Raw genomic sequence first — 25,404 nt, 5'->3', positions numbered from 1 at the left:
ATAATTTATTTTTTTGCTCATACTCTAATAGTAACATTTGTCGCCCCCTATCCTCTATTGGCAAATGTTTACCAAGTCCACACCCCTCACCTATTTAAGATCTGTTGATGTTAACCGGTGTTAATAAGCACTGACAGCTCTCAAGTGTTTTGAAAAAAGTCACTCATAGGGCTAATAGACTTGCTATGCTACCGCCAGCCATTCATCTCACAAGGAGGACCTAAGTGTCCGACACGCAAGGACTAAGCTTCGATAACATTCAGCCCCTACTTGCTCATGCCATTCAATGCCAAGCCTCGGACTTACACTTATCTGCTGGGATGCCCGTTATGTTACGGATAGACGGTGATATGGTTGCAGTTGATATGCCTGCCCTGCAGGACACTGTAGTGAATGCTTATATTCAAAGCACCATGAGCCCTGCTCAATATAATGAGTTTCAAAAGCACCTAGAGCTTGACTACGCTTTCTTTTTGCCCGGCATCGGTCGCTTTAGGGTCAATGCCTTTGCACAAAGCCGAGGATCAGCTGCTGTATTTAGAAGCATACCGTCACAGGTCCCAAACTTAGCACAGCTAAATTTAAATCCTACCTCTGGCATGACCGCCTCTGCTGCCAAAACCAAAAATCTTCAACCCGACACTCAAGCCACTTTTGAGAAAATTGCAAACCTTCGCCAAGGATTGGTGCTGGTCACCGGACCCACAGGATGCGGTAAATCTACCACGGTGGCGGCTTTGGTTGATCATATCAATAGCACCAAACCTGCCCATATTCTAACGATTGAAGACCCTATTGAGTTTGTTCATGACTCAAAGGTTAGCTTGGTCAACCAACGTGAAGTCTCTGAGCATACTTTAGATTTTGGCACTGCTCTTCGCTCTGCTTTAAGAGAAGACCCTGATGTGATTGTCATTGGCGAGTTAAGAGATTTAACCAGTATCCAGCTGGCACTTACTGCCGCTGAGACTGGGCATCTGGTATTCGCAACCTTGCATACTAATTCAGCGACCAAAACCATAGATAGAGTGATAGATGTCTTCCCTGCTGCTGAAAAAGACATGGTCAGAGCCATGCTATCAGAGTCATTACAAGCAGTCATCTCTCAAGTTTTAGTAAAGCGTATCCAGGGAGGTCGTATCGCAGCCCATGAAATTATGATGACCACTCCTGCCATTCGTAATTTAATTCGTCAAAATAAATTGGCGCAAATGTACTCGGTTATCCAGACTAGCAATAATCTTGGCATGCGCACTATCGAGCAGTCTTTACAGCAGCTAGTCGATGCTAATATTATTGCTGCAGATAGCCTGACTCCCTAACTCCTCTAGAAGGCTAAACCAGAGAGTTGCACCTGCTTCTTTGATTATTTTAACTATCAAACAACGCCACTTTACTCATCAAAAATCAGCCATAAAAAAACCCGTTTAAAACGGGTGTATAACGGCAACTTAGCCAGCTGCTAACTCTGGCACCACTGATATTACTCTAGCAGCAGGGCTACTGTTAACTTCCTAGTGCTTCCCAGGCTATGGCTTTTTGGCCGAGTCCTGACACTCTTCATTTTCACATAAGCCATAAAGCACTAAAGAGTGGCCAGACAATCTAAACCCATGCTCTTCAGCTACTTTTAATTGCTCTTGTTCAATGATTGCGTTGTGAAACTCAATAATCTTGCCACACACATCGCAGACCATATGATCGTGATGCTCATCTTGTGTAATTTCAAACACAGATAAGTTGTTTTCAAAATTATGACGCTCAACAATACCCGCTTGCTCAAACTGGGTTAGCACACGATAGACTGTGGCTAAGCCAACATCTTCTCCTTGCTCTATCAAAGCCTTATAGACCTCTTCGGCACTCATATGATGGTCTTCAGCATTTTCTAATAGCTCAAGGATCTTGATACGAGGCAAAGTGACTTTCAAACCCGCTTTACGTAACTCTTGATTAATCATTGTCATTGTAATCCTTATAACTTTATAATTTATGAGTGGAACCCGTGTTAAACTACTAAATAATACAAATTTTAGTTAAATACTCTCGTAAGTGGTAGGCAATTGCAAGTAATTGACGTATCATTTATTAAAACCAGCTAAGCCTAGCTTAGACTAAATCTGGGGAATAGCCCATCAGTTTAACGGCTTATCTTATCAAAACTTTATTATCAGTTTATAATTACCAGAACATTGGTAGTTTTCATCACTGTCTGAATCCTTAGGGGCTTACTCTAAAGATTACATTAGGTAATTCTAAAACGTGAAATTATGAATATATTAAAAAAATTACTTTACCCTATCGCTATTACCGCCACGCTTTCACTATCTGCCTGTTCAATTTTTGGCGTCTACACCATTGATTTACCTCAAGGGACACCAATTACCCAGGCACAAGCACAGCAAGTTCAGCCTGGTATGAACAAGAACCAAGTTCTGTATTTACTAGGTAGCCCAGCCATGCGTGATACTCTAGCTCCTAACCGTTGGGACTATATCTACGACTATACTCCAGGGACTTATGGCAAACGCGACGGCAAAGAGACGATTACTAACGCCAGTCAACACCTAATCATTTACTTTGATGAGTCTGAAACTGTGGTTAAGATAGAAGGTATCGAAAGCCTTCCTGCTACCAAATAATTGGGCCACACTCCATTTTTAATCGCACTCTATAGTATTTAATCACACTCTATAGTACTTGCCTTGCAATTAGATAACCCTCTTTATAATTAAAGAGGGTTATCTTGTATCTTGCCTTATCTTAGCTTGTATATATAGCTTATCCCTTACTGTCGAATTGCTCGCTTCTTGCGTTTACGCATCGGATCAATAGTCAAAGGTCGATAAATCTCAATTCGATCATGGGCTTGTAGCACATAGCTTAGTAGCTTCTTCTGCGAAAATACGCCCACCGCCCAAGTCTTATTATTAATTTGCTCATCTTGAGCGTGCTCATCACACCACTGCTGCAAGTCAGGATATTGCTGGATCCAGCCTGATTGCTGTAAAGCTTGTAGTAGCGTTGTGCCCTCAGTCACTTCCATCTCTAAATATAGACTTTGGGTGGCTGACGGTGCATAGGCTAGACTTATTGGTAGTCCGGCCTGATCTTTATCAAAGACATTAAATGAACTTTCAATCATGACATCAACCAACCTGCTACCGCCACAATAATCAGCAAGGGCGCTAAAATACGAATGGCCACACGCCACAGGTTATAGATACCTTCTGAGCTGAAGTTTAAAGATTTACGCATGTGGCTAATTTTCATTTGCCAACCTGAGAAAATAGCCAATACCAAAGCGCTCAGAACGCTCACAATCACCAATACCACAGCCAAAGACTGAGGGCTTGCGATGACCACTAACAATATGGTCAATAGCATACTAATTGCGGTGGCTATCCAGATACCGAATCTTTGGAAGACATTGGCAATCTGAGCACTGGCGTAATGCATAAAAAAGGCTGAAGCTGCTAAAACACCAAAGGCATACACTAAAGTGGTAATTGGCGCAAAGCTTCCTGTGGTAAATATCAGGGCCATGCTACCAATGACCAGCTGCGTTAACCAGATAGGCAATACCGTCTTTGTCGCAATCTCGCGGGTATTACGCCCAATCTCTGCACTGTGGTTGGGATTATGGCGAACCAAGGGGTTATTGAACCAAAACAGGCCTGTTCCCACCCCCACACTCACCAACGCAAGCGTTACTGCTCTGGCCCACTCACCTAAGCTAGGCTCTGTCATAATCAGAGCGATTGAGGACATATTGGTTACGGCAGCCATAACAAAAGCCACAGTAATCAGGGCCAAAGAGACCACTAAGGTACTGCCGCCCAACAAGCTTAGCATCCCTGCGATCACCACCATAATCACGCCCAATGCGTAAGGAGGCACATCCAGTGATAAGCCCAATTGCTGGGTAGCCTCTAATAGATTGGCACTAACAGCATCAATACTTAATCCTGCAATCACCAAAGATAACAACACGGTTAACCACACAAAGCTACGCCAGATGGTGCTGGTATCCGCCTGCCTAGTGAGCTCCTGAATACCTTTAGCAGGTATTTTTTGACTGCGATGAGCCAAGCCAATCTCTGCATATAATAGCGGCAGACCTACTACCACCATTGCCAGTAGCCACATTAGCCAAAAGTCTATTTGGCCAACAGGCGTAGGGACAAACCATCTAAATAGAAGTAGAGGCAATAATGCAGCAATAAATAGTGAGGCAAAACGATTTTGCATGCTGATATCCATGGGTTGAAATTGTAGTTAATGACAATCTAACTGATTTTGAACAGCCAAATCAAATGTATTCGCGTATCTAGAACGCATGTCTAAACATAGATATAGATATTGGGCTCAATTAAAAAGTTTAAACACCCGCCATAGATTTAAAGCTGATAATAAACAAAAACCCCGAAGAACGGGGTTTTTGTTTATTAAATCTCTTTAGCTACTTTGAGTAAGGTTATTGGCTTTTATCCTACCTTTTATTCTGCAAGAGTCAGCCGATAAGCTTATCTAGCCGTTAAATTAGTGAACTGCACTAACAAACTGTGACAAGATTTTGATATCACGGTCGCTAAGTTTAGCAGCAACCACTTGCATCATACCTTTTTCACCGGCTTTAGCAGCATCGTTAACACGTTTTTGGTCTTTGCTGACATCGTCTTCACGACCTGCAGCACGGAACATTTTTAGTTGTAGGCCGATATACTCAGCATGCTGACCACCAATACGTGGGAAAGCAGCATAAGCGTTACCTGCCCCTTTAGGATCGTGACACCCTGCACAGCTAATAACACCGCGCTTTTTATCACCGCCTAAGAACAGCTTGCCTGCTTCTTCAGCAGTGGCTGGGTTACCTGCGAAAGCACCCCATGGCTTTTGTTCAGAATAATAACCCGCAACGTTGGCTAAATCTTGTTCGTTTAGGGTAGCAATCTGACCTTGCATGATACCGTTAACACGATATCCTGTTTTAAAGTCTCTTAATTGTTTGAAAAGATAGCGAACATTTTGACCGCCAAGGTTTGGCTGAGTTGGGACAACGCTGGTCCCTGTCATACCGTGACAGGCAGCACAGTTACTTTCAACAATCTTTTGACCGGCTTCAGCATCATATTTAGGCACAGTGATAACTGCACTGGCGCTGATACTGGCAACACATAGGCTGGTGGCAACGAGCAATTTTTTCATTGTAGTCTAATCCTACTAAATCTTTCAGGCGGTAGCTAAGCAACTATAACTTTGACGCTGAAACGATGATAGCCAAACGTTAAATATAAGGTATCACTTAACCCGAATTTAGGGATAAGCTATCAGCGCATGGTTCAGTTATAACTACTCACAGAGAATAATTAATGCCATTATTATATCAATAGTTTTGTAAAAATAGCTACCTATCCGTGACATATTAGTCAGTACGCAGCAATAAACTATACTTAACTCAACTTATAAAGACAAAAAGCCCTGATTTAATCAGGGCTTTGCGACATAGCGCAGAAAATTAAAACAACCATATTAAGTGAAAAATTGAATGAAAAGCTGAGTCAAAATCCGCGTTTATTTTGACATATACTCAATCAGTTCAGCATAGTCTTTTCGGGTGGTACACTCATTACATAAGCCGCCAGCAGGCATCTGCTTTCCGCCTATTTTTACCGAGTCAACCAAAGCAGCCATACCTTTTTCAGACTTAAGTTTTTCCCAGTACTGGCTGTCCCCTTTTTGGGGTGCGTCAAATGCCCCACTAGAGTGGCAGGTCGCACAGCTGGCCTCATAACGTTTGGCCACATCGGCATTACCTAGTACAGGAATACTACTTAGCATTAGTGTCGCAAACATAGGTAACAGTGCTTTATTAAACTTCATTAATATTCTCCTTACCTTCGCCGCTTTTTACAATCACATTATTAAAGGTGTGGTTGAAAAAAACTTATAAATTAGTGGCTCTATAGGAGCCGTATAATCCAACGAGGTATCGTACAATTAATAAAAATGGGTTAGTAATCTTTGGGTAACTGACTTTTTTGGTTAACTGACTTTTTTGGTTAACTGACTTTATTGTATGCAGCTTTTTTCTGTGACTGGCTTTTATTTGATATTAGCTCTTTAATGTCAGCTCTGTAATTTCAGTATACACCCATTCACTTAACTACTATTATGAAGGTTTTTATCTCTATTTCAATGACAACCTTCTGTGTTTTTGTAAATACTGCGAGGGTTAACTTTAATACACTCAAATAAAAATAAACAATTGATTTTTTATATTAATATATACTAATTAATTGAATTTTGGATTTTTGTGACTGTATTATTCTTATAACTAGTTTTATAGCTAGGTTTTATGGCTATGTTTAATATATTTAACCCTAATTGATGCTTTTTTCTGTGCTATTTAGCTCTGTGACACAATCCTTCACTCACGCTATTATCTTTAATAAGCAAGACTGGTTATAATGGTACAGATTACAGGCCCCCTATTTAACGTTACTTTTACCCTCACTATAATTGTGCCTATATTAGTGTCCTACTATTTATGAGGACTCTTTGACAAAACGTAACCCATTATTTATTAAATAGCCGTCAAATTTATTTTATACCGTTCAAACTTGAGACACCTTATGGCTAATGCACCAAAGACAAAAAAGACCAAAGCTCCACAATATGTTGCCCCAGAATCTGCAGCAGATCTATCCCATTTATCACCTCGCAAACGTCTAGAGCAAACTGAATTCTTGATGTCTGCACCCACCTTTAAATTATGTCCAGCCGATACCGGATATGAGGTGGCTTTCGCAGGGCGCTCTAACGCCGGTAAATCCTCTGCTATTAACGTGCTAACCAACCAACGTCAGTTGGCCCGATCGTCTAAGACACCAGGGCGTACGCAAATGATTAACTTCTTCTCTATTGGCAACGAAGAAGCCCGATTGGTGGATTTGCCTGGCTACGGCTATGCAGCGGTCCCTGAAAAGATGAAATTGGTTTGGCAAAAAGAGCTAGAAGAGTATCTGGTATCACGCGAAAGCTTAGCAGGCTTAGTGCTATTAATGGACAGCCGTCACCCGCTAAAGTTCTTCGACGAGCAAATGCTACTTTGGGCCAAAGATGGCGAGCTGCCTGTCCACGTTTTATTGACCAAAGCCGATAAGTTTAAATACGGTCCAGCCAAAAACATTCTTCTACAGACCAAACGTGAATTAGAAAAGCTTGATTTACCTTTTACTATTCAACTGTTCTCTTCATTAAAAAAAGAAGGGGTGGATGAATTGGCAGAAGTGATGGGACGCTGGTTAAGAATTGATGGCCAAGCTACTGACTCATCTACGAGTGAATAGCTATCGAGTCTAGTAGCCATTTCCCTCTAGGTAAGCTTTTATTTTATAATGAGAATATTGTGCTTTACTTTATCGCGATTTTTTGTAAGTCTTAAATATTTTATAAATTGCTAAACTTACTTTAGCCTCATGACGATTTACTGTTTTTACTTTTAGCATCGCAGCATTTTATCTAGTTTTTTAAATTTTCATTTTTGTTTCAACTTAACATATAAGACGGCTTCTATGACTGATTCGACTAACTCAACTCCAGATTACAAAGATACGTTAAACCTTGCCGATACAGCGTTTCCAATGCGAGGCAACCTAGCTAAACGTGAGCCAGATTGGTTAAAGGCTTGGGAAGCAGATGATGTATACGGCAAAATTCGTGAAGCCAAAGCAGGACGTGAAAAATACATCTTGCATGATGGCCCTCCGTACGCCAACGGTCAGATTCACTTAGGTCATGCGGTAAACAAAGTTTTAAAAGACATTATTGTTAAATCAAAAACTTTATCAGGCTATGACGCTCCCTACATACCAGGTTGGGACTGTCACGGTTTGCCTATTGAACAAAAAGTTGAGGCCAAAGTCGGTAAAGTTGGTCAAAAAGTATCCGCCACTGAATTCCGTGGCCTATGCCGCGAATATGCACGTAGCCAAGTTGAGCTACAAATGGCTGACTTTAAACGTTTGGGTGTATTTGGTGATTGGGACAATCCTTATCTAACCATGAACTTCCAACAAGAAGCCAATATCGTACGTGCTCTAGGCAAAATCTATGCCAATGGCTATGTCACTCGTGGCATGAAGCCGGTTAACTGGTGTCTAGATTGTGGCTCGTCACTGGCTGAAGCAGAAGTTGAATATGAAGATAAAACCTCAGATGCTATCTATGTGGCATTTGACCTTGTTGACCCTTCACAAATTCTGCCTGAAGGTAGTACCGATAAGACGGCAGCCGTTATCTGGACCACAACGCCCTGGACCCTACCAGCCAACCAAGCGATCTCGGTAAGTGCTGACTTTGAATATAGCGTGGTTAAAACCAGCAAAGGCAACTTATTACTGGCTACCGACTTGGTAGAAGATGCACTGCAAGCTCTTGGCTTAGAAAATGAAGGGGTTGTCACTACTTTATCTGGCGATAAGCTTGAGCTAATCAAAGCGCAGCATCCGCTGATTGAGTCTCGTCAAGTGCCGATCATTTTAGGCGATCACGTGACCACTGAAAGCGGTACTGGCCTAGTCCATACAGCACCTGCTCATGGTGCTGATGACTATGTAGTGAGCCTACGCTATGACTTACCTGTGACTAACCCAGTGGGCGGTAATGGTGTCTATCTAGACACAGCTGAAGTATTCATTGGTGAGCACATTTATAAAGCACAGCCAAAAATCATTGAGACTTTAAATGACAGCGGCCATCTATTAAAGCATTACAAGATGGAGCACAGCTACCCCCATTGCTGGCGTCATAAATCTCCAATTATTTTCCGTGCCACTCCGCAGTGGTTCATCCGTATGGATCACAAGGTCACTGAAGGCGGCAACACTTTAAGACAGCAAACCATGCATGACATCCCAAATGTCATTTGGACTCCTGCTTGGGGCCAGAACCGCATCGAAGCTATGGTAGCAGGTCGTCCAGACTGGTGTATTTCTCGCCAGCGTACTTGGGGCGTGCCTATTCCTTTCTTCATCCACAAAGACACTGATGAGCTACACCCAAATACTCTTGAGTTGATGGAAGATATCGCTCAAGTTATCGAAAAAGGCGGTGTAGAAGCTTGGTTTGATGCTAAAGCTGAAGACTTCATCGGTGAAGATGCTAAGGAATATGTCAAATCAACTGATACTTTAGACGTTTGGTTTGATTCAGGAACCACGCACTTTGCTGTGCTTGAACAAGACGAGAGCCAGACCAACCCTGCTGACATGTACTTGGAAGGCTCAGACCAACACCGTGGTTGGTTCCAGACCTCATTATTAACCTCTGAAGCCATGTATGGTAGAGCGCCCTATAAACAGGTATTAACCCATGGCTTCGTGGTCGATGAAAACGGCCGTAAGATGAGTAAATCTTTAGGCAACATCATCAACCCACAAGATGAGATTAATAAAACTGGCGCTGACATGCTGCGTATGTGGATCGCCTCAAGCGATTACCGCTATGAGATGAATGCCGGTAAGCAAGCCTTTAAAGGCGCTACCGATATGTATCGCCGTATCCGTAACACAGTACGCTTCTTGCTAGCCAACACAGATGACTTCAAGCCTGAGACTGATAGCTTGGCTATGGATGAGCTAGTGAGCCTTGATAAATACATCATGCTACGGGCTCAAAAAGTTCAAGAAGCCATTGTCGCTGCTTATGATGCGATGGACTTCCACCAAGTTACTCAGCAAGTAACCGCGTTTTGTTCACAAGACTTGGGCGGCTTCTACTTAGACATCATTAAAGACCGTCAATATACCACTATGGCAGCAGGTAAGCCTCGCCGCTCAGCACAGACAGCGATGTATCACATTGCTCACGCTCTACTGCGCTGGATAGCTCCCATCTTAAGCTTCACTGCTCAAGAAGCTTGGGAAGCTCTACTTAAAGAGTCGGCCACTGGTGCCAATGCTTACGTGTTCACTCAAGACTGGTACGAGCTGCCTGACTTTAGCATGGACAAAATCAGTGAAGCAGATTGGACCGTTATTTTAGAAGCCAAAGACGCCATCAACAAAGTTATTGAGCATGCGCGTGAACAAAAACAAATCAATGCTAACTTATCAGCAGCTGTTTCTATCTATGCTGATGGTGAGATTTACGATAGCTTAGCGAAGCTTGAAGATGAGCTGCGCTTTGTGTTGATTACCAGCTCAGCGAGCTTAAATAAGCTGGATGATTCGCAATCAGGTAATGCCACAGAGTTAGACAATCTTCGTGTTGAAGTGACCTCTGCAGAAGGTACTAAGTGTATCCGCTGCTGGCACGTACGTGATGATGTGGGCTCAGATCCTAAGCACCCAGAGATTTGTACCCGCTGCGTGAGTAACATTGAAGGCCCAGGTGAGGTTCGACATTATGCCTAACACTTCAGGCAAACATTCAGACACTGGCCCGAGTGACCCAGCTAACAGCACGGTCACTCCCGCTTATGCCACTGCCTCGCCCAGTCCCAATAAGCGCCCTAAGCTTATACCCAATAAGCAGCGGGCCTTGTTATGGTATGTGCTCTCGGTGGTAGTCATTGGGCTAGATCAATGGACCAAATGGCTGGCTGAGCTTAAGCTTAATTTCCATGAGCCCATTGCTGTCATTGAACCTATTTTAAATTGGACTTTAGCCTATAACTATGGGGCTGCTTTTAGCTTCTTAGCGGACCAAGGTGGTTGGCAAAAATGGTTTTTTGCCGGACTTTCCTTCGTGATGTCGTTATTTTTAGTGGTTTATCTCACTCGAGCTCCGCGTCAAGCCAAGTTACTAAATGTTGGACTGGCCTTAATCTTAGGCGGCGCTATTGGCAACTTAATTGACCGAGTACGCATTGGTAAAGTCATTGACTTCATCCATGTGCATTATGCTGATGTGTGGCACTACCCTATTTTTAATGTGGCTGACATTGCCATTTGTGTTGGGGTGGCCATTGTGGTGATTGATATGCTGTTCTTGGAAGGCAAACGCAATGCCAAATTTCAGGCCTAAACCAATGACTGCAAAGCAGCTTTAAACACCCAAAAAAGAAATACCAAATAAATAAAGCCCGTCAAGAGACGGGCTTTATTTTGGCTAACTGTAAGTTAAAGCTGGGAGATATCTCCTCCAGAAATAAGATACAGCAGTACGGCTAAATTGACTATGACCGTTAGATAGTACGCCAATCTAAATTCCGACTTTTTGGTTTTATGGCGCAGATAATTTTGTGCCATCATAGCCCCTACCCAGCCTCCAAGCACGCTAAGTAAATGCAAAGTTGATTCAGGTGTACGCCACCTTCCTTGCTGAGCCGCTTGTTTGTCTTTTGCATAAACCAAATAGGTGACCGCCCCTATTAAGGCATACCAGCCCACGATACTCCAACTGAGTTTACCCATGGCAGCAATCACTATTAAAACTGCATAAAAGCCAAAAGCTAACATAAGTTGCTGCTTTTGTTTCTGTTGAAAACTAACCGGATTTTTGGACCTTCTTATGGGGCTTTTTTTCATCATATTCTCTTAAAACAGGCTGTGTTAAATAATAAAATAATCTTTTTTCATGGTCATTTCATGGTCGCTTTATTTTCACATTGTGGCCAACTTGATAACCCTTGATGGTTATTAATAGTTGTAGATAACGGTTAATAACCAAGTTTGTTATTGATTTTATAACCATAAAGGTGCTTGTATAACCGGCTCATCATCACCATCTATAGTACAGAAACTAGGCTAGCTTTACGAGGCTACAACCTTGAAGCAACAGTGAGTTTTACTGATATTTGCTACTGTAACCGAGCATCAAACTAACATAAATCCCTATTAAGTATAACTATTGATTTAAATATAATGACTCATAAAACTGATAACGACATTAATCAAAATCTAAATCACTTACTGGAAACCCAACCCTTGTCTAATACAGAGCGTTTGAAGGTAGGTATTATCGGCGGCGGCGTTGCTGGGTCAACCATTGCCATTCGCTTAGCGGCTTTAGGCATTGAAACTTATTTATTTGAAGCTAAGGCCAGTTTGATTGATGGCCCACCTATGTGCCACCTTCATGCTGGCGGCAACTTATATCGTGAAATACCCGATGAGGATTGCGTAGAGCTGTTAAAGCAATCGATAGATATGCTGCGTATGTATCCGCACAGTATTGATGTGCGACCTACTATTATTGCTATTCCTAACCGAGATGATGGCAATCCTGAAGACCTTTTACCTCGTCTGCAGTTACTAACTCGTGAATACAAAGCCATGATTGAAGCTGACCCTGCCAATAAGGTACTGGGAGAGGCTGAAGACTACTATCGCCTGTATGACAGACAGCAGCTCGAGGCATTAATCAAAGCCAATGATTCAGACCCTTCTGTTTTTCCTGAAGACCAAATCCCAAAAGAGCTGGATCACTGGATGCTCAATGCAGCAAAAAACTTAGATTTGGACAAACTTAAATTCCCTATTGTTGCCGTGCAGGAATATGGGTGGAATATTTTCCGTCTGGCAGCCTCTGCTCAGATTGCGCTAGGCTTTTATCCTAATGCTCACTTGCTGCTTAATACCCAGGTTATTAATGTCACTGAAGCCGATGCTGTGGAAAATGATCTGACAAATAACCTAGCAAATAAACTGGCAAATTCTGATGCAAATAATAATGCATCAGCCCCTAAATGGGTGATCAATTATCAACAATCTACAGAGCAACAGCAAGCGCAGACTCAATCTATTACCGTGGATTACCTAATCAATGCTTGTGGCTTCAAGACAGGCATTATCGATAATATGATTGGGGTCCCTGTGCAGCGTATGGTTGAATTTAAAGCCTCTTATGTCACACATTGGAGCAAAATGGCTCAAGCTGCCACTGCTACAAAAGAGCCTGTAAGTGTGGACTTGGTTCATCCCTCTATTAGGTTGCCGGAGATTATCATTCATGGCAAACGTGGTACACCTCAAGGCATGGTTCAACTTACCCCTTACCCTGACGGCTATTATCAAATTCACAGTATGAATAAAGCCGTCACCTTATTCAAAGACGGCCTAGTAGCCACCAAAGAAGATGACGCCCAGCCTGAGCTAAAATCAAAATACTTAGATTATATTAAAGAGGGTTGGAACCCAGCTACGCTGCATGAGCGCAGCCAAAGAGCTATTGATGAAGTCAGCGAATTTGTACCCAACTTTGCTACCGCAACACCCACCGAAAATGCTTTGTATGGCGGTCAGCAAATACCTGGCGATAATGACACCTTACGGGTGGCAGATGTCAGCCTATACCCTGAGCTAAATTATGCTCGTGCGGAGAATGTGAAAGCCTCTTCTGCACTAGAGGCCTCGGATGATATTGTGGCAGTACTTGAATCACAAAAATTCATTCAATCTACCCCACAGCAAGACTCTACTCGCCAGCATCACCAGTGGATATACTTAAGTCACATTGGTAAGCAAGATGTGGACAAATTGGCAAGACGGTTTGCCTCTGAGCGCGCCTTCCCGACTCCTATGTCAGGCGTCGTTACCCCACTAAGTCAGCAACAGACAGCTTAATGGTTTAATAGACACAAAAAAAGCTGCCTTAATTCAGGGCAGCTTTTTTATTAAGCAAAATTATTTTATTAAGCGAGATTGTTTTATTAAATAAAGTTGAAATCCAAACCTGACTTAAATTTTATGGGTGGCCACAGGATCATCAATATGAACCAGCTTATTCAGTAAAGACACGGCCGATTCAATATCATCACACACCACCAACCTTTCTATGTCTTCTTGCTTCATAAAGCCTTCTGCTGCGGTGTGCTTTAAATGCTCAATTAACGGATCATAGAAGCCATTAATGTTTAGAATAACCATAGGCTTTTCGTGTTGATAAAGCTGACGCCAAGTGGCAATTTCCATGATTTCTTCTAAAGTACCCAAACCGCCAGGCAAGGTAATAAAGGCGTCTGCGTATTCTGCCATAATGGCTTTACGGGTGTGCATGGTATCGGTTAGGTGTAAACGGGTTAAGCCTTCATGAGCAATCTCATGATCTAGCATAAAGGTAGGAATAACCCCTACTGCCTGAGCGCCGCCTGAAATAACCGTATCGGCCACAGCGCCCATAAGACCAATACTGGCACCGCCATAGACCAGGCCCATGTCATTTTTTGCTAAAGCATCACCCAACTCTCTTGCTGCCGCCTCATAGACTGGGTTATTGCCCATACGTGAACCACAATACACTGCGACCAAAGGCTGCTTGATAGTCGATTTATCTACCACCTCACTCACATGCTCAACATCTTTACTAGTAATGGTTGTTAGTGTTGTCTGTGCTGCTGAGTTGGTCTCAGCTTTTAACTTTTGAGTCATAAATAAATGCCACCTTGATCGATTAAAAAGTTATAAATAGGTTGTGAATACACAATATCGATATCATAACATAGTCAGAAGCATCGAAACTTTTCACTGTGTTCGTTTTAGTTTAAAAGCGATACATGAATCCATCTAGTTTTAAAATTATATTTACAGGGAAGTCGAAATGAGTACTCCGACACATAATGACACCAACCAGCCGACAACTTTAACTATCGTTACCGAGCGCAATCAACCCTTGACTGCTAGCTTATATTTACCAAAAGATAGCGACAGTGATTCGGTGAAAAATGCCATTATGATTACCCCTGCTACGGGGATTAAACGCGTCTTTTATCATAACTTTGCCAGCTACTTGGCCTCGCAAGGCTTTGGCGTTATTACTTATGACAATGAGGGCATCGGCGACTCATTAACCTGCCCGCTGTCAAAATGTGATGCCTCATTAATCACTTGGGGACGCCATGATGCCACTGCCGTGCTAGAGGCGCTACAAGATGAGTTTCCAAACGCCAAATATCATTTAATAGGTCACAGTGCAGGCGGTCAGCTGATTGGGCTGATGCCAAACTACCAAGCCCTAAGCTCTGTGGTCAATATCGCCTGCTCGTCTGGTCGTATCAAAAATATGGACATGCCTTTTAAGGCTCAAGCCATTTTATTTATGAACGGTGCGATTACCTTGGGTAACTTATTGCTAGGCTATACCCCTTCAGATAAATTCAATATGGGGGAGCCATTACCGCGCGGTGTCGCTAGCCAATGGCGTGACTGGTGTAATGGAAAAGGCTATATCAAAACTGCTTTTGGCAAAACGGTCGTCACTCACTTCTATGACGAGCTAAAAACCCCAGCACTATGGTTAAACTTTAGCGACGATGATATTGCCAATGCCAAAAACGTCGATGATATGCTGGCTGTATTTACTGCCATGCCTGCCAAAAAAGAAATGTTCCAGCCTCAAGAGTTTGGTTTAAATCATATCGGCCATATGAAATTCTTTAGCGCAAAAACACATAAAAAGGCGCCTCAGCTATGGCAGATGGCTACTGACTGGATTGAACAGCACGCAGCCTAACTGCCTTGTTTATGGCTACCTGTCTTTGTTTATGACTACCTGCTAACCTCTACCTGCTGCAACCCACCTAATGTTGGAGCAGGTTTCAAACTAGTACCGATTGATGGTAAGGTTAAAGACTATCTTTGCTATGGCTAGGACGGTTATCCTAATGCTGGCCATAGTCAACTTAAGCTCTCACTTTTTAACCCCTCAATCCTCTTTTTTGAATCCTCTACCTAGTGTCTATTTATGATCACAAACCCAATCTCCCCCGAGACTGACCCTGAAGTATTTCAGCCCTGGCTGCGTTATAAACGCCCATTTGTGCGTGACTTAGCCTTTGCTTTGGCGTGTCCTGATGTACTCCGGCAATGGTTTTCTCCAGACCCCAATATTGTGTCTGCGCCGATATTCGTTCATGAGCCTACCTTTTGGCAGACTCAGTATGAAAACTACGCTGAGCGCTTGGCTCAATTAGACAATAGTACCGATTATCAACACTTGACCCGCTACCTGATGTCTCGTCCTAGCCCTTACCGACTTGGGTTTCACTTTGAAGGTCTGATTCATTTTTGGTTAGAAGATGGCTTTAAGTTAGGGATTCACCCTTATGAAGTGATTGCTCATAATGTACAGCTTTACAGTGGCATGCAAACCACAGGCGAGCTGGATTTTATTTTGCAAAATCATCACAGTAAGGAAGTTGAGCATTGGGAGCTGGCGATAAAGTTTTATTTAGGCTCTACCCCCTATGACAAATTTGAAAACTGGGTGGGCATAAATGCTCGTGATACGTTACAACGAAAGCTGATCCATATGCAGACCAAACCTTTTCGTAGTATATGGATAGACTTGGACTTTTATCAAAAAATAAAAATTGATAAACGCTATGTGGTCATGAAAGGCAGGTTCTTTAAACAGGCAGATAACAGCGAACCCAGTCCTGACTGGCTAAATGAGACCTTCCCTACTCATTTATGGTATTCCATTAATAATCGTAATGATTTTGAAGCGTTACAGATGCCCGAGCTGCGTCCGGCACATTATATTGAGTGGCTTACCCACCGCCCCTTCTATGATGCTGACTTCTTAATGCAAAGCAAGGTGACTGACTTAGACCCTCATTTAGAGAAAGAGGAGCTGCGTCGTCGTCGCGCCCGCTTATCCCGGTGGCCTTATGTGCCGCTTGAGCTTGAGGACATAGACACCAACTTATACCTTAATCAAGGTGAGCCTGTGGTTCTGGTTCGCGATAGATAGGGTTAGTGCCCGCTATTAATCACTTACAAAAAAAAGAAGCCCAATGACTTGGGCTTCTTTTTTTATAATCTGGTTTATTTTTTATAGATTTATAGACCAGACTAATTAACGCACTAGACGCCACACACTCACTTGACCCGATTTAGTCTGAGTCAATAAGTAGCCGCCTTCAGAGGTTAGCTTGGTAATAGCGCCTTTGGTTTGGGTACGGCTAACGATACGGCCATCTTGTGGTGATAAAAAGTGAACCACACCCTCTAAGTCACCCACAGCAATATAGTTGCCAACAAGCTCAGGATTACTTAGCTGACGATAAGTCAATGCTTCGTTTTCCCATAAAGGCTCGCCAGTTTGACGATCAAAGGCTTTAACCTTACCGTCTAATGTGGTGGTGATAACAGCGGTATTAGTCACCGCTAAGCTGTTTTTACTCGCCGCTTCTTGTAAGAAAGTGATCTGACCACTTGCCAAATCTGCAGACATTAGCTGTCCACTATAACTTACTGCCAATAGCTGACCTTTATCCACTGTAGGAGTGCCATCGATATCTGTCATACGTTGGATTTCACTAGCACCAGAAGGGATACCCACGCGGCGGTTCCATTTAGGAATACCTGATTCAATCTCTACTGCGTGTAGACGACCATCTGCGCCGCCCATCAATGCGGTTTGATTGTCTAATAAAGTCGGTTTAGCGCTACCACGTACGCTAATGCTAGGTGTCTGGGTAGCAAACTGCCAGATAGACTGACCTGACTGTAAAGACAATCCGTGCATGATTCCGTCATTGGCCGAAAGAATGACACGGTTATTATGGATTAAGGCTGGAGCTAATACGGTACCACTGACCTTGTTTTCCCATTTAACTTGACCGTTATTGGTGTCTAAAGCAACCACACGGGCAGATTTCGTAGTAACCACAGCAGTCTGGCTGGTACTGTCGAAGGCAACTGCGCCAACGATGTCCTCTTTTAGGTCAACGCTCCACAGGGTCTGACCATTTAGACCGTAGCTTTGTACCTTACCTGCGCCTGAAGCAACGACCAGTTGTTTGCCGTCGAAACCCACTTCAAAACGGTTAACATCAGCCAACTTCGAGCGGTCACTTATTGATGTCTGAAACACTGGTTCAACCACATTGATAGCTTGCTCAAGCTGCACTAATTTAGTCGGATTACGCTCTTCAGGTTTAATGGTCTTTCCACAAGCAGCAACCAAAGCAAGGGAAGCACACAAGACAGTAATCTTTGAGGCTTGGGCAATAAGGCTTGCTGGAGTAGATAGCGGTTTCTTGTTATACATAGTTGAATCAGCTCAATCAGGTTAAAAATCATAGTGCCGAAAAAAGCTTGAGGCAGTTTTGGGACTAATCTTATGGTTGTGTATGTTATAACAAATTCGGTTATAAACAAAAAGCCAAAAGGCTATTTATTGTAATTACTTATTGTAACTAGCATTGCTGTTGGCTTATAACTATAGAGCAATAGCAAGACAAATAGTAGGCTGCTGTGTTATTGCGCAGCCTCTTCCATTTCAGCGATAGCCGCTTCTAGCTCTGGGTCCATGTCACCCAGCTCAGCCACTTGCGCCTGTTGCATAGCAGCAGCGTCTACAATTTGTTCTTCAGGTTCAATCGGCTTAGGACTTATACCTAAGTTTTCTAGCTTCAAGCGTAAGAAAGGACGCTCTTCATGACGCTTAGACACCAAGCTCCACGCATTTTCATAAGCACGTACGGCTTTTTCATTGTCTTTTTTGGCGAGATAAATATCACCTAATAGCTCTTGCTGACTGGCTTCAAAAGCAACTGGCACATCAATTGATGCTTGAGTTAAAGCGGCATCTAAATCACCACTGGCCAACAGCACTGTCGCATAACGAAGCTGAGTAATGGAATGTAGACCCGCATCTTTTAGATCAATATCTAACGCTTTTTTCAAAGCCTCTGCTGCGGTCTTCATGTCATTAGCATCAACGGCATTACGCGATTTAATCATAAGCGCTTGCCAAGCATAGACGGTGTTGCCATGCTCAGCCACTAACGCATCGATATCTGCATTTAGCTTTTTTCTGGCTTCGGCCTTACCTTCTGATTGACCTAATAACTCATCATTGGCAGTTTCAATGGCCGCATACTTATCAGCTGCCACGGTATCGGCTTTCATACCTGAGTTTTGCAGGTAGCTCCAACCAAAATAGCCTATTAATGCCACTAATATAGCGCCAATAATATAGCCTGCAGCCTGCTTTAGCTTCTCCGTTGACTGGGGATCACCATTTGGGTTATTCATATGTGGTGAATTAGAAGAGGGAATTTTGGCCATAAATCTACCTAAAAAGTTAATTACCGAATATGCAAAAAAACTGTATTGCCAATTGCTTAATCTAAGATAAGTTTTGAATTATAAACTAAAGTTTTCAGAACTGTGTAGCCATAACTTATCTTGGCTTACCTGCTCCCCAGTTTCCATCGTTTTAATACTAATACTGCCATTTTCTACTTCGTCTTGCGCTATGATAACCGTTATTTTAGCCCCTGACTTATCGGCTTTTTTCATTTGTGCCTTCATACTGTTGGCACTAGACATCTTAATCCGTAAGTCTTGACGGGCTTCACGCAAGGACTGAGCGTACAGAAAACCTTGATCATATAACTCTGGGTGAACCACCACAAAGACATCACAAGAAGAAAATTCTGGCATTGGGTTTACCGCTTGCACCAATAGCAACAGTCTTTCAATACCCATAGCAAAACCTACTGCGGGATCTGACTTAACTGTTTTGGCTTTATCTGCAGGCTTACCAATAGATTTTAACTGGCCAATTAGACCATCATAACGACCACCAGCACAAACCGTAGCTTGTGAACCCAGCTTATCGGTTACCCACTCAAATACGGTTTTGTTGTAGTAATCTAAGCCGCGCACTAGTTTTGGGTTGACCACATAGTCGATACCTAGCGCCGTTAAGTAGGTTTTTAATTGCTCAAAGTGAGCCTTGCTATCTTCGCCTAAATAGTCTGCTAGTCTAGGGGCATTCTCTAAAATCGCTTGAGTTTCTTTGTCTTTACTGTCTAAGATACGTAGCGGATTGGTGGTTAGACGACGTTGACTGTCCTCATCTAGCAAGTCTTTTTTGTTATGCAAAAACTCAACCAAGGCGGCACGATAAGCTAGGCGCTCATCTAATTCGCCTAAGCTATTAATCTCTAAAGTTAGCTCATGGTCAATGCCAAGACGTTTCCACATCATGTGCGTCATCGCAATCAATTCAGCTTCCACGTCAGCAAGCTCACTACCAAAAGCTTCTACACCCAACTGGTGGAACTGGCGATAGCGGCCTTTTTGTGGCTGCTCATAACGGAACATGGGGCCTAAATACCAAAGTTTGGGGCTATCACCACGCAGTAGATTATGCTCAATAACAGCACGCACTGCACCGGCTGTCCCTTCAGGGCGAAGCGTAATAGGTGTCGGTGGATCTGACTTATCGGTGAAACTAAACATCTCTTTTTCAACGATATCAGTGGCATCACCGATAGCACGGGCAAATAGCTGTGTCTCTTCAACAATCGGCAGACGAATTTCATCATAGCCAAATTGATCTAAAACGTTCTTTAATATGCCCTCTAAATGACGCCATTCACTGCTCGGTTGGCTGCTAGAGGTAGCCACGTGCAAGATGTCATTAAAACCTTTGATTGATTTAATCATACTGTTTGCCCAAATATTTTTTATTTAGCTTAATTTCTAACTTTATTATGAAGATGCAGGTTAGCTAAGTAAGGCGGTTACTTATATTTTTGCAGACTCAATTACTTAAGCAGATTAATTGCTGCCATCTACTCGTAAAATCTCATTGGCCGCTTTCTGTTCTGCTTGTGCCACACGCTCTCTAACCATTTTTTCGATATTATCTACCACAGTGGTGGTGTCGATTAAATGACTCTTCTCACCTTGCAAATATACCAATGAATTAGGCGAAGCGCCTACCACACCGATGTCTGCTTCTTTTGCCTCACCTGGGCCATTCACCTTGCAGCCAATTACAGACACGTCCATTGGAACTCGTACATCTTCTAAACGGGCTTCTAGCTCGTTCATCACTCGAATTACATCAAATTCTTGACGAGAGCAGCTAGGACACGCGATAAAGTTAATACCGTTGGCACGAATACCCAGTGATTTTAGGATATCAAAGCCAATTTTAATCTCATCTTCTGGTTCAGCAGCTAACGAAATACGAATTGTGTCGCCAATACCGTCTAATAATAAGCCGCCTAAAGCAATGGCAGACTTAACTGTACCAGTGCGATACACACCCGCTTCTGTTACCCCTAAATGCAGTGGGTTGTCGATTTGCTGAGACAATAAGCGGTAAGCATCTAAAGTTAAAAACACATTACTGGCTTTTACCGATACTTTATATTGATCAAAGTTCAAGCGGTCTAAGATGTCGATGTGGCGCATGGCAGATTCCACCATAGCCTCACCAGTTGGCTCAGTGTATTTACGCTGAATCTCTTTTTCTAGAGAGCCTGCATTTACCCCAATACGAATAGGAATATTATAATCGCGAGCACAGGCCACAACCTCTCTCACCTTGGCATCATTACCGATATTACCTGGGTTAATACGAAGACAGTCCGCCCCTGCAGCCGCAACGGCTAAGGCAATCTTATAGTCAAAGTGGACGTCTGCAATTAACGGAATATTGACTTGCTTTTTAATTTCTGCAAAAGCAGCAACGGTATCCATGGTAGGCGTTGAAATACGCATCATGTCAGCACCAGCTTCCGCGCAGCGCTGTATCTGGGCTACCGTAGCCTCTACATCACAGGTATCGGTGTTGGTCATGCTTTGGACACTAATCGGGGCGTCACCACCGACTGCCACATCACCGACATAGATTTTTTTGGTTTGACGACGTTTAATTGGAGAGGGAGTAGACATAAGACTTCTCAGTTGACTGAAAATTTATAGAACGGTTATCTGATAATGCAGGGCTTAACTAATGTAACAATCATAGATAAGCCCATAATGCTGAATATATAAAGTAGAGAACAGACCTATTAAGGAGCTAAGCTAAAGTTAGCTTGGTTATTTTGGGCAAAGTCATTTAGCTTAATCGACTCTCCATTAAGATTTAAAGTCACGTTAGACACATTGCCAATTTGTACTTTAAAGGGAGCTTTTCCAGATAGCTTATAGTTACCCGCGCCCTGCTCACCGGTCAATAAGGTTTTGCCTGTGGCATCAACCACTGTTAACGGCGTAGTATCTGTCACTCGAAAGTCTAAAGTAGCGTCTTCGGCATTCAGACTCAAGGCTGACCCTGAGCTTTGTAAGTCATTACCGCTGCTGACTACAGTGGTGTTCACTGCGGCACCTGCTGACTGTTCACTGTCAGACAAATCATCTACCAAAGCACTGTCTTGTGTCTCGACTTGTGCAGCATCTTTAGCATTGGAAATGGTGCGAATTAAGAAGACCGCTAAAATAATCAGACCGATTAAACCCAATACCAAAAGAGGGTTAATACGAATAGCCCGTCGACCTTCGCGCTGCAAAGTACCCATAGGCTTTAGCGGAGACTCGATATCATCAACGCTTTTCTTTTTTAACTCATCAGGATAGTTACGATTAAAACTATCTGCAATCTCATCTGGATCTAGCCCAACAAACTTAGCATAGTTAATCACGAAACCTCGAGCAAAGGCTATCTGTGGCAAAGATCTAAAGTCCTCTGCTTCAATTGCCTCAAGATGGCGACGTAGGATAAATAACTCAGCCGCCACATCATCTAGGGTTAGGTTTTTATTAATACGAGCCTGCTTGAGTCGATTCCCAAACGAGCCAACATTCTGATTTGATGTATCTAAGGTAGGGGTTAACGGGTCTTTTCTATCGGTTTCCATGATGCCTCTGGGTTACGAATCCAAATTTTTAGCTTTTTGGCTTCTTCACTATGCGGTAAGTCAGCTAAAGCTGTCGCGAATTATATCGTTGCATGAATAACTTACTTTATACTTAATTATATTATATTTAGGTCCAGCTAAAGACTCAACTTAGCCCCTTGCTGCTGTATTCTAGGGTGGGCGGTATCCTGCTCTGCTACTAGAGTTAGCATCTCAGCATATAAATAAAGTCTTAGCTTGTTGCCACTGCTGATCCATGATTAATAAATCTACCAGCTCTAGGTGAGCCAATAAATTACTGCGGTCACGCTCTAATATTCTGACAAAGGTGTCAGTGGCAAGCGGATAATCACCCACTTTTAAAGCCGTAACGCCTAAGTTTTCTAAGGCCTTAATTCGACCTTCATAGCCCAAAGCAGCGCCCGCTATTTCAAACTGAGTCAGCGCCTCATCATATCGGCCCAACTGTGCTAAGTAGACACCATAATTATTGCGGGCTTTCATCAGCAGCGGCTGCAACACTAAGGCTTGGCGAAAGTAGGACTCAGCCTTGGTAATATTTAACGGACTGCCTTCTGTTTGTAACAAAACCCCCATCATATCATAAGCAGGGGCATAGCGTTCATTGGCAGACAGTGCTTTTTCTAATTGGCGCTTGGCATTATCCAGCTGATTTTGCTGTAAATATTGAGCTGCCATCTGAGTTCTAATATACGCAATCTCATCGGCTTGTGCTTTAGAGTAGGAACGATTAGCCTCTTGCGTTTTAGCTTGAGTTTGGTACGAAACTGACTAACAACCCAGCATGAGGCCTGTGGTTACAATCAATATAGCAAAACGCTTCTGGGTCCTAATTAAGCCAAAACCTTGGGATAATGTCAGCCGAATTATACGCTCAGCAGTAAAATAGTTCTGAGCCATGCCTGTCATTTTTATCCCTAAATAGATTACGTTTTGCTAAATATAACACCACCTGCAGGGTATTGTAACGGCCTAGCCCAGTTTGTGCACCTAAAACCTCTAAAAATTTTACCCCAAAACCTCCCCTGCTCCTACTTGACGCAGCAGCAGGGGGAAAACCAAACTACTATTAATACCGCTGTTAGTATCATTTTATTGCTCTTGGACACCTTTTAGCTGCAATAAAAACTTTGTTCTACTAAGCTATATCAGGCCAAGACATGACAACCCGTTTGGTTTCTAGTTGTTTTCTTGCTCAGCTTGGCGAGACTTAATACTTTGTTGCCACTTAGCAGAGCGTCGCGTTCTATCCGCTACCTGTCCCACTAGTTGACCACAAGCTGCATCGATATCATCGCCACGGGTTTGGCGAATGGTACAAACAAAACCAGCATTATTTAAAATATTGCTAAAGGCATGAATGCGGTTATTGCTCGAGCGATCATACGGCGCATGTGGGAATGGGTTAAACGGAATTAAGTTAATCTTGCTAGGTAAGTCTTTTAGCAGCTCAACCAACTGATGGGCATGCTCATCACTGTCATTCACGCCTGCCAGCATCACATACTCAATGGTAACGTGCTTTTTATGACGAGGATTGTTGTCATGCACATAAGCTTTGGCTGCAGCAATCAGCTCACTTAACGGATATTTTTTATTAATAGGCACCAGCTCATTACGCAGCTCATCATTTGGCGCGTGTAATGAGATGGCTAGGGCCACATCAATGTCTTTGTACAAGTCATACATTTTAGGCACAACACCCGAGGTTGATAAAGTAACTCGACGTTTTGATAACCCATAAGCATGATCAGACAGCATCAAGCTCATTGCAGACACAACGGGCTTGTAGTTAAGTAAAGGCTCACCCATTCCCATCATCACTACGTTGGTGACATTATTTTGCCACTCTGAGTTGTCCACGCCTTCCATATAAGAGGCGTTGGCTACCCATAACTGACCAATAATTTCAGCAGGCGTCAAGTCGCGCTCAAAGCCCTGTTTACCTGTACTACAGAAGCTACAGTCCAAGGCACAGCCCACTTGAGATGAGATACACAAAGTCTTGCGTCCATTCACCTTACTGTCATCAGCAGGAATTAAGACGGTTTCTACCAAAGAGCCACCGGCCACTTTGAACACCCATTTACGGGTACCATCTTCACTAAATTCTTTGTGCACTACTTCTGGCGCTTCGACACACGCCTGCTCGCTTAGCTTCTCACGTAGGCCTTTAGACAAGTTGGTCATTTGCTCAAAGTCAGTTACCCCGTGCTGATAGATCCACTTCATAACCTGAGTGGCACGAAATGGCTTCTCCCCTATCTGCTTGAAGTACTCGCCTAACTGCTGCTGGCTCATACCAAGAATATTGGTCTTGGTTTGAGCGTCTTGGTTAGGATGAAATGTGGCTGGCGCGCTGTCAGCAGGCTGCATTGGAATTTTGGTCATGAGGACTTAACTAACCTAATAGGATATGTGGGTTTGATAGATACGATCACTATGAATCGTGAAGATAGCTTTTTTATGGCTTAAATAACTTTATGACTTAATTGACTTCCTCCCCTCGCTAAACCGAGGGGATTCCTACAGCTAGACGGTCAAGCCCGACCGCAAGGATATTCTTAGCAGCATTGATATCTCTATCATGCCATGTGCCACACTCAGCACAAGTCCATCCTCTTATTCGCAAACCTGCTCTACCTTTTGGACTACTGTCACTTATTTTATGGCAGCACGAGCAGGTCTGGGTAGTGTAACTCTCATTTACGATCTCAAACTGACAACCTGCATGCTTGCATTTGTATTCCAGTTGTCGTTTAAGTTCA

The 25,404-nt window shown here is 43.0% G+C and carries 23 protein-coding genes; 8 read left to right on the top strand and 15 right to left on the bottom strand.

From position 1 onward, the window contains the following. The first annotated feature begins 224 nt into the window (after positions 1-224). Entirely contained in the window at positions 225-1,322 is a 1,098-nt protein-coding gene (locus A1232T_RS01650) for a type IV pilus twitching motility protein PilT (protein ID WP_077447741.1), read from the top strand. A gap of 207 nt (positions 1,323-1,529) precedes the next feature. Here A1232T_RS01650 and fur read toward each other — a convergent pair whose 3' ends face one another. Next, positions 1,530-1,967, bottom strand: coding sequence for a ferric iron uptake transcriptional regulator (gene fur, locus A1232T_RS01645; protein ID WP_077447740.1), 438 nt, complete (start codon positions 1,965-1,967; stop codon positions 1,530-1,532). Positions 1,968-2,270: 303 nt separating this feature from the next. Between fur and A1232T_RS01640 the strand changes: the two genes are divergently transcribed. Next, positions 2,271-2,642: an outer membrane protein assembly factor BamE gene (locus A1232T_RS01640; protein WP_077447739.1), complete on the top strand. Its 372-nt coding sequence runs from the start codon at positions 2,271-2,273 to the stop codon at positions 2,640-2,642. Positions 2,643-2,788: 146 nt separating this feature from the next. Here the strand turns inward: A1232T_RS01640 and A1232T_RS01635 are convergent, their stop codons facing one another. The 4 genes from A1232T_RS01635 to A1232T_RS01620 form a co-directional block, all read right to left on the bottom strand. Beyond that, positions 2,789-3,145 (bottom strand): RnfH family protein, encoded by a 357-nt coding sequence (locus A1232T_RS01635; RefSeq protein WP_077447738.1) that lies wholly within the window; start codon positions 3,143-3,145, stop codon positions 2,789-2,791. Then, a complete protein-coding gene (locus A1232T_RS01630) occupies positions 3,142-4,251 on the bottom strand; it encodes a hypothetical protein (RefSeq protein WP_244152334.1) in 1,110 nt (369 codons plus the stop codon). The genes A1232T_RS01635 and A1232T_RS01630 overlap by 4 nt, the downstream gene beginning before the upstream one ends. Positions 4,252-4,542: 291 nt before the next feature. Further along, entirely contained in the window at positions 4,543-5,208 is a 666-nt protein-coding gene (locus A1232T_RS01625; RefSeq protein WP_077447736.1) for a c-type cytochrome, read from the bottom strand. A 366-nt stretch (positions 5,209-5,574) separates the two neighbouring features. Beyond that, complete coding sequence (locus A1232T_RS01620; protein WP_077447735.1) at positions 5,575-5,883, bottom strand: c-type cytochrome; 309 nt, start codon at positions 5,881-5,883, stop codon at positions 5,575-5,577. A gap of 752 nt (positions 5,884-6,635) precedes the next feature. On the opposite strand from A1232T_RS01620, the gene yihA reads away from it, so the two are divergent. The 3 genes from yihA (at position 6,636) to lspA (ending at position 11,031) form a co-directional block, all read left to right on the top strand. Further along, positions 6,636-7,352, top strand: a complete 717-nt coding sequence (yihA, locus tag A1232T_RS01615) for a ribosome biogenesis GTP-binding protein YihA/YsxC (RefSeq protein WP_077447734.1) — start codon at positions 6,636-6,638, stop codon at positions 7,350-7,352. A 225-nt stretch (positions 7,353-7,577) separates the two neighbouring features. Next, positions 7,578-10,418 (top strand): isoleucine--tRNA ligase, encoded by a 2,841-nt coding sequence (gene ileS / locus A1232T_RS01610; RefSeq protein ID WP_077447733.1) that lies wholly within the window; start codon positions 7,578-7,580, stop codon positions 10,416-10,418. Then, entirely contained in the window at positions 10,411-11,031 is a 621-nt protein-coding gene (gene lspA, locus A1232T_RS01605) for a signal peptidase II (RefSeq protein WP_077447732.1), read from the top strand. The genes ileS and lspA overlap by 8 nt, the downstream gene beginning before the upstream one ends. 95 nt (positions 11,032-11,126) lie before the next feature. Here lspA and A1232T_RS01600 read toward each other — a convergent pair whose 3' ends face one another. Beyond that, positions 11,127-11,420 (bottom strand): DUF1294 domain-containing protein, encoded by a 294-nt coding sequence (locus A1232T_RS01600; RefSeq protein ID WP_244152333.1) that lies wholly within the window; start codon positions 11,418-11,420, stop codon positions 11,127-11,129. A gap of 450 nt (positions 11,421-11,870) precedes the next feature. On the opposite strand from A1232T_RS01600, the gene A1232T_RS01595 reads away from it, so the two are divergent. Continuing rightward, positions 11,871-13,571 (top strand): FAD-dependent oxidoreductase, encoded by a 1,701-nt coding sequence (locus tag A1232T_RS01595; RefSeq protein WP_077447730.1) that lies wholly within the window; start codon positions 11,871-11,873, stop codon positions 13,569-13,571. Positions 13,572-13,685: 114 nt separating this feature from the next. Here the strand turns inward: A1232T_RS01595 and A1232T_RS01590 are convergent, their stop codons facing one another. Continuing rightward, on the bottom strand, positions 13,686-14,375 hold the full coding sequence (locus A1232T_RS01590) for an LOG family protein (RefSeq protein ID WP_077447729.1): 690 nt from the start codon (positions 14,373-14,375) through the stop codon (positions 13,686-13,688). A gap of 169 nt (positions 14,376-14,544) precedes the next feature. Between A1232T_RS01590 and A1232T_RS01585 the strand changes: the two genes are divergently transcribed. Continuing rightward, positions 14,545-15,456 (top strand): alpha/beta hydrolase family protein, encoded by a 912-nt coding sequence (locus A1232T_RS01585; RefSeq protein WP_077447728.1) that lies wholly within the window; start codon positions 14,545-14,547, stop codon positions 15,454-15,456. Positions 15,457-15,687: 231 nt separating this feature from the next. Next, positions 15,688-16,698 carry a DUF1853 family protein gene (locus tag A1232T_RS01580; RefSeq protein WP_077447727.1) on the top strand — a complete coding sequence of 337 codons (1,011 nt, stop codon included), beginning with the start codon at positions 15,688-15,690 and terminating at the stop codon, positions 16,696-16,698. 105 nt (positions 16,699-16,803) lie between these two features. Here A1232T_RS01580 and bamB read toward each other — a convergent pair whose 3' ends face one another. From bamB to A1232T_RS01535, 8 genes are all read right to left on the bottom strand, one after another. Further along, positions 16,804-18,000 (bottom strand): outer membrane protein assembly factor BamB, encoded by a 1,197-nt coding sequence (bamB, locus tag A1232T_RS01575; RefSeq protein ID WP_077447726.1) that lies wholly within the window; start codon positions 17,998-18,000, stop codon positions 16,804-16,806. Between the two features lie 209 nt (positions 18,001-18,209). Beyond that, on the bottom strand, positions 18,210-19,022 hold the full coding sequence (locus A1232T_RS01570) for a YfgM family protein (protein WP_077447725.1): 813 nt from the start codon (positions 19,020-19,022) through the stop codon (positions 18,210-18,212). 78 nt (positions 19,023-19,100) lie between these two features. Further along, a complete protein-coding gene (hisS, locus tag A1232T_RS01565; RefSeq protein ID WP_077447724.1) occupies positions 19,101-20,411 on the bottom strand; it encodes a histidine--tRNA ligase in 1,311 nt (436 codons plus the stop codon). 114 nt (positions 20,412-20,525) lie between these two features. After that, entirely contained in the window at positions 20,526-21,650 is a 1,125-nt protein-coding gene (gene ispG, locus A1232T_RS01560; protein ID WP_077447723.1) for a flavodoxin-dependent (E)-4-hydroxy-3-methylbut-2-enyl-diphosphate synthase, read from the bottom strand. 119 nt (positions 21,651-21,769) lie between these two features. Then, a complete protein-coding gene (locus A1232T_RS01555; RefSeq protein WP_077447722.1) occupies positions 21,770-22,615 on the bottom strand; it encodes a helix-turn-helix domain-containing protein in 846 nt (281 codons plus the stop codon). Positions 22,616-22,828: 213 nt separating this feature from the next. Beyond that, positions 22,829-23,314, bottom strand: a complete 486-nt coding sequence (locus tag A1232T_RS13665; RefSeq protein WP_095532708.1) for a tetratricopeptide repeat protein — start codon at positions 23,312-23,314, stop codon at positions 22,829-22,831. A 501-nt stretch (positions 23,315-23,815) separates the two neighbouring features. After that, the gene (gene rlmN / locus A1232T_RS01545; RefSeq protein WP_095532709.1) at positions 23,816-25,012 is read right to left on the bottom strand and encodes a dual-specificity RNA methyltransferase RlmN; all 1,197 of its coding nucleotides are present in this window, start codon (positions 25,010-25,012) and stop codon (positions 23,816-23,818) included. 133 nt (positions 25,013-25,145) lie between these two features. Further along, positions 25,146-25,404 (bottom strand): zinc ribbon domain-containing protein (locus A1232T_RS01535; RefSeq protein ID WP_143513933.1); only part of this gene is annotated, 259 nt, incomplete at its 5' end.

Source organism: Psychrobacter pasteurii (assembly GCF_900162815.1).
Taxonomy (GTDB): Bacteria; Pseudomonadota; Gammaproteobacteria; order Pseudomonadales; family Moraxellaceae; genus Psychrobacter; species Psychrobacter pasteurii.
The sequence above is the reverse complement of the archived record's forward strand: the minus strand, read 5'-3'. Positions and strand labels throughout refer to the sequence as shown.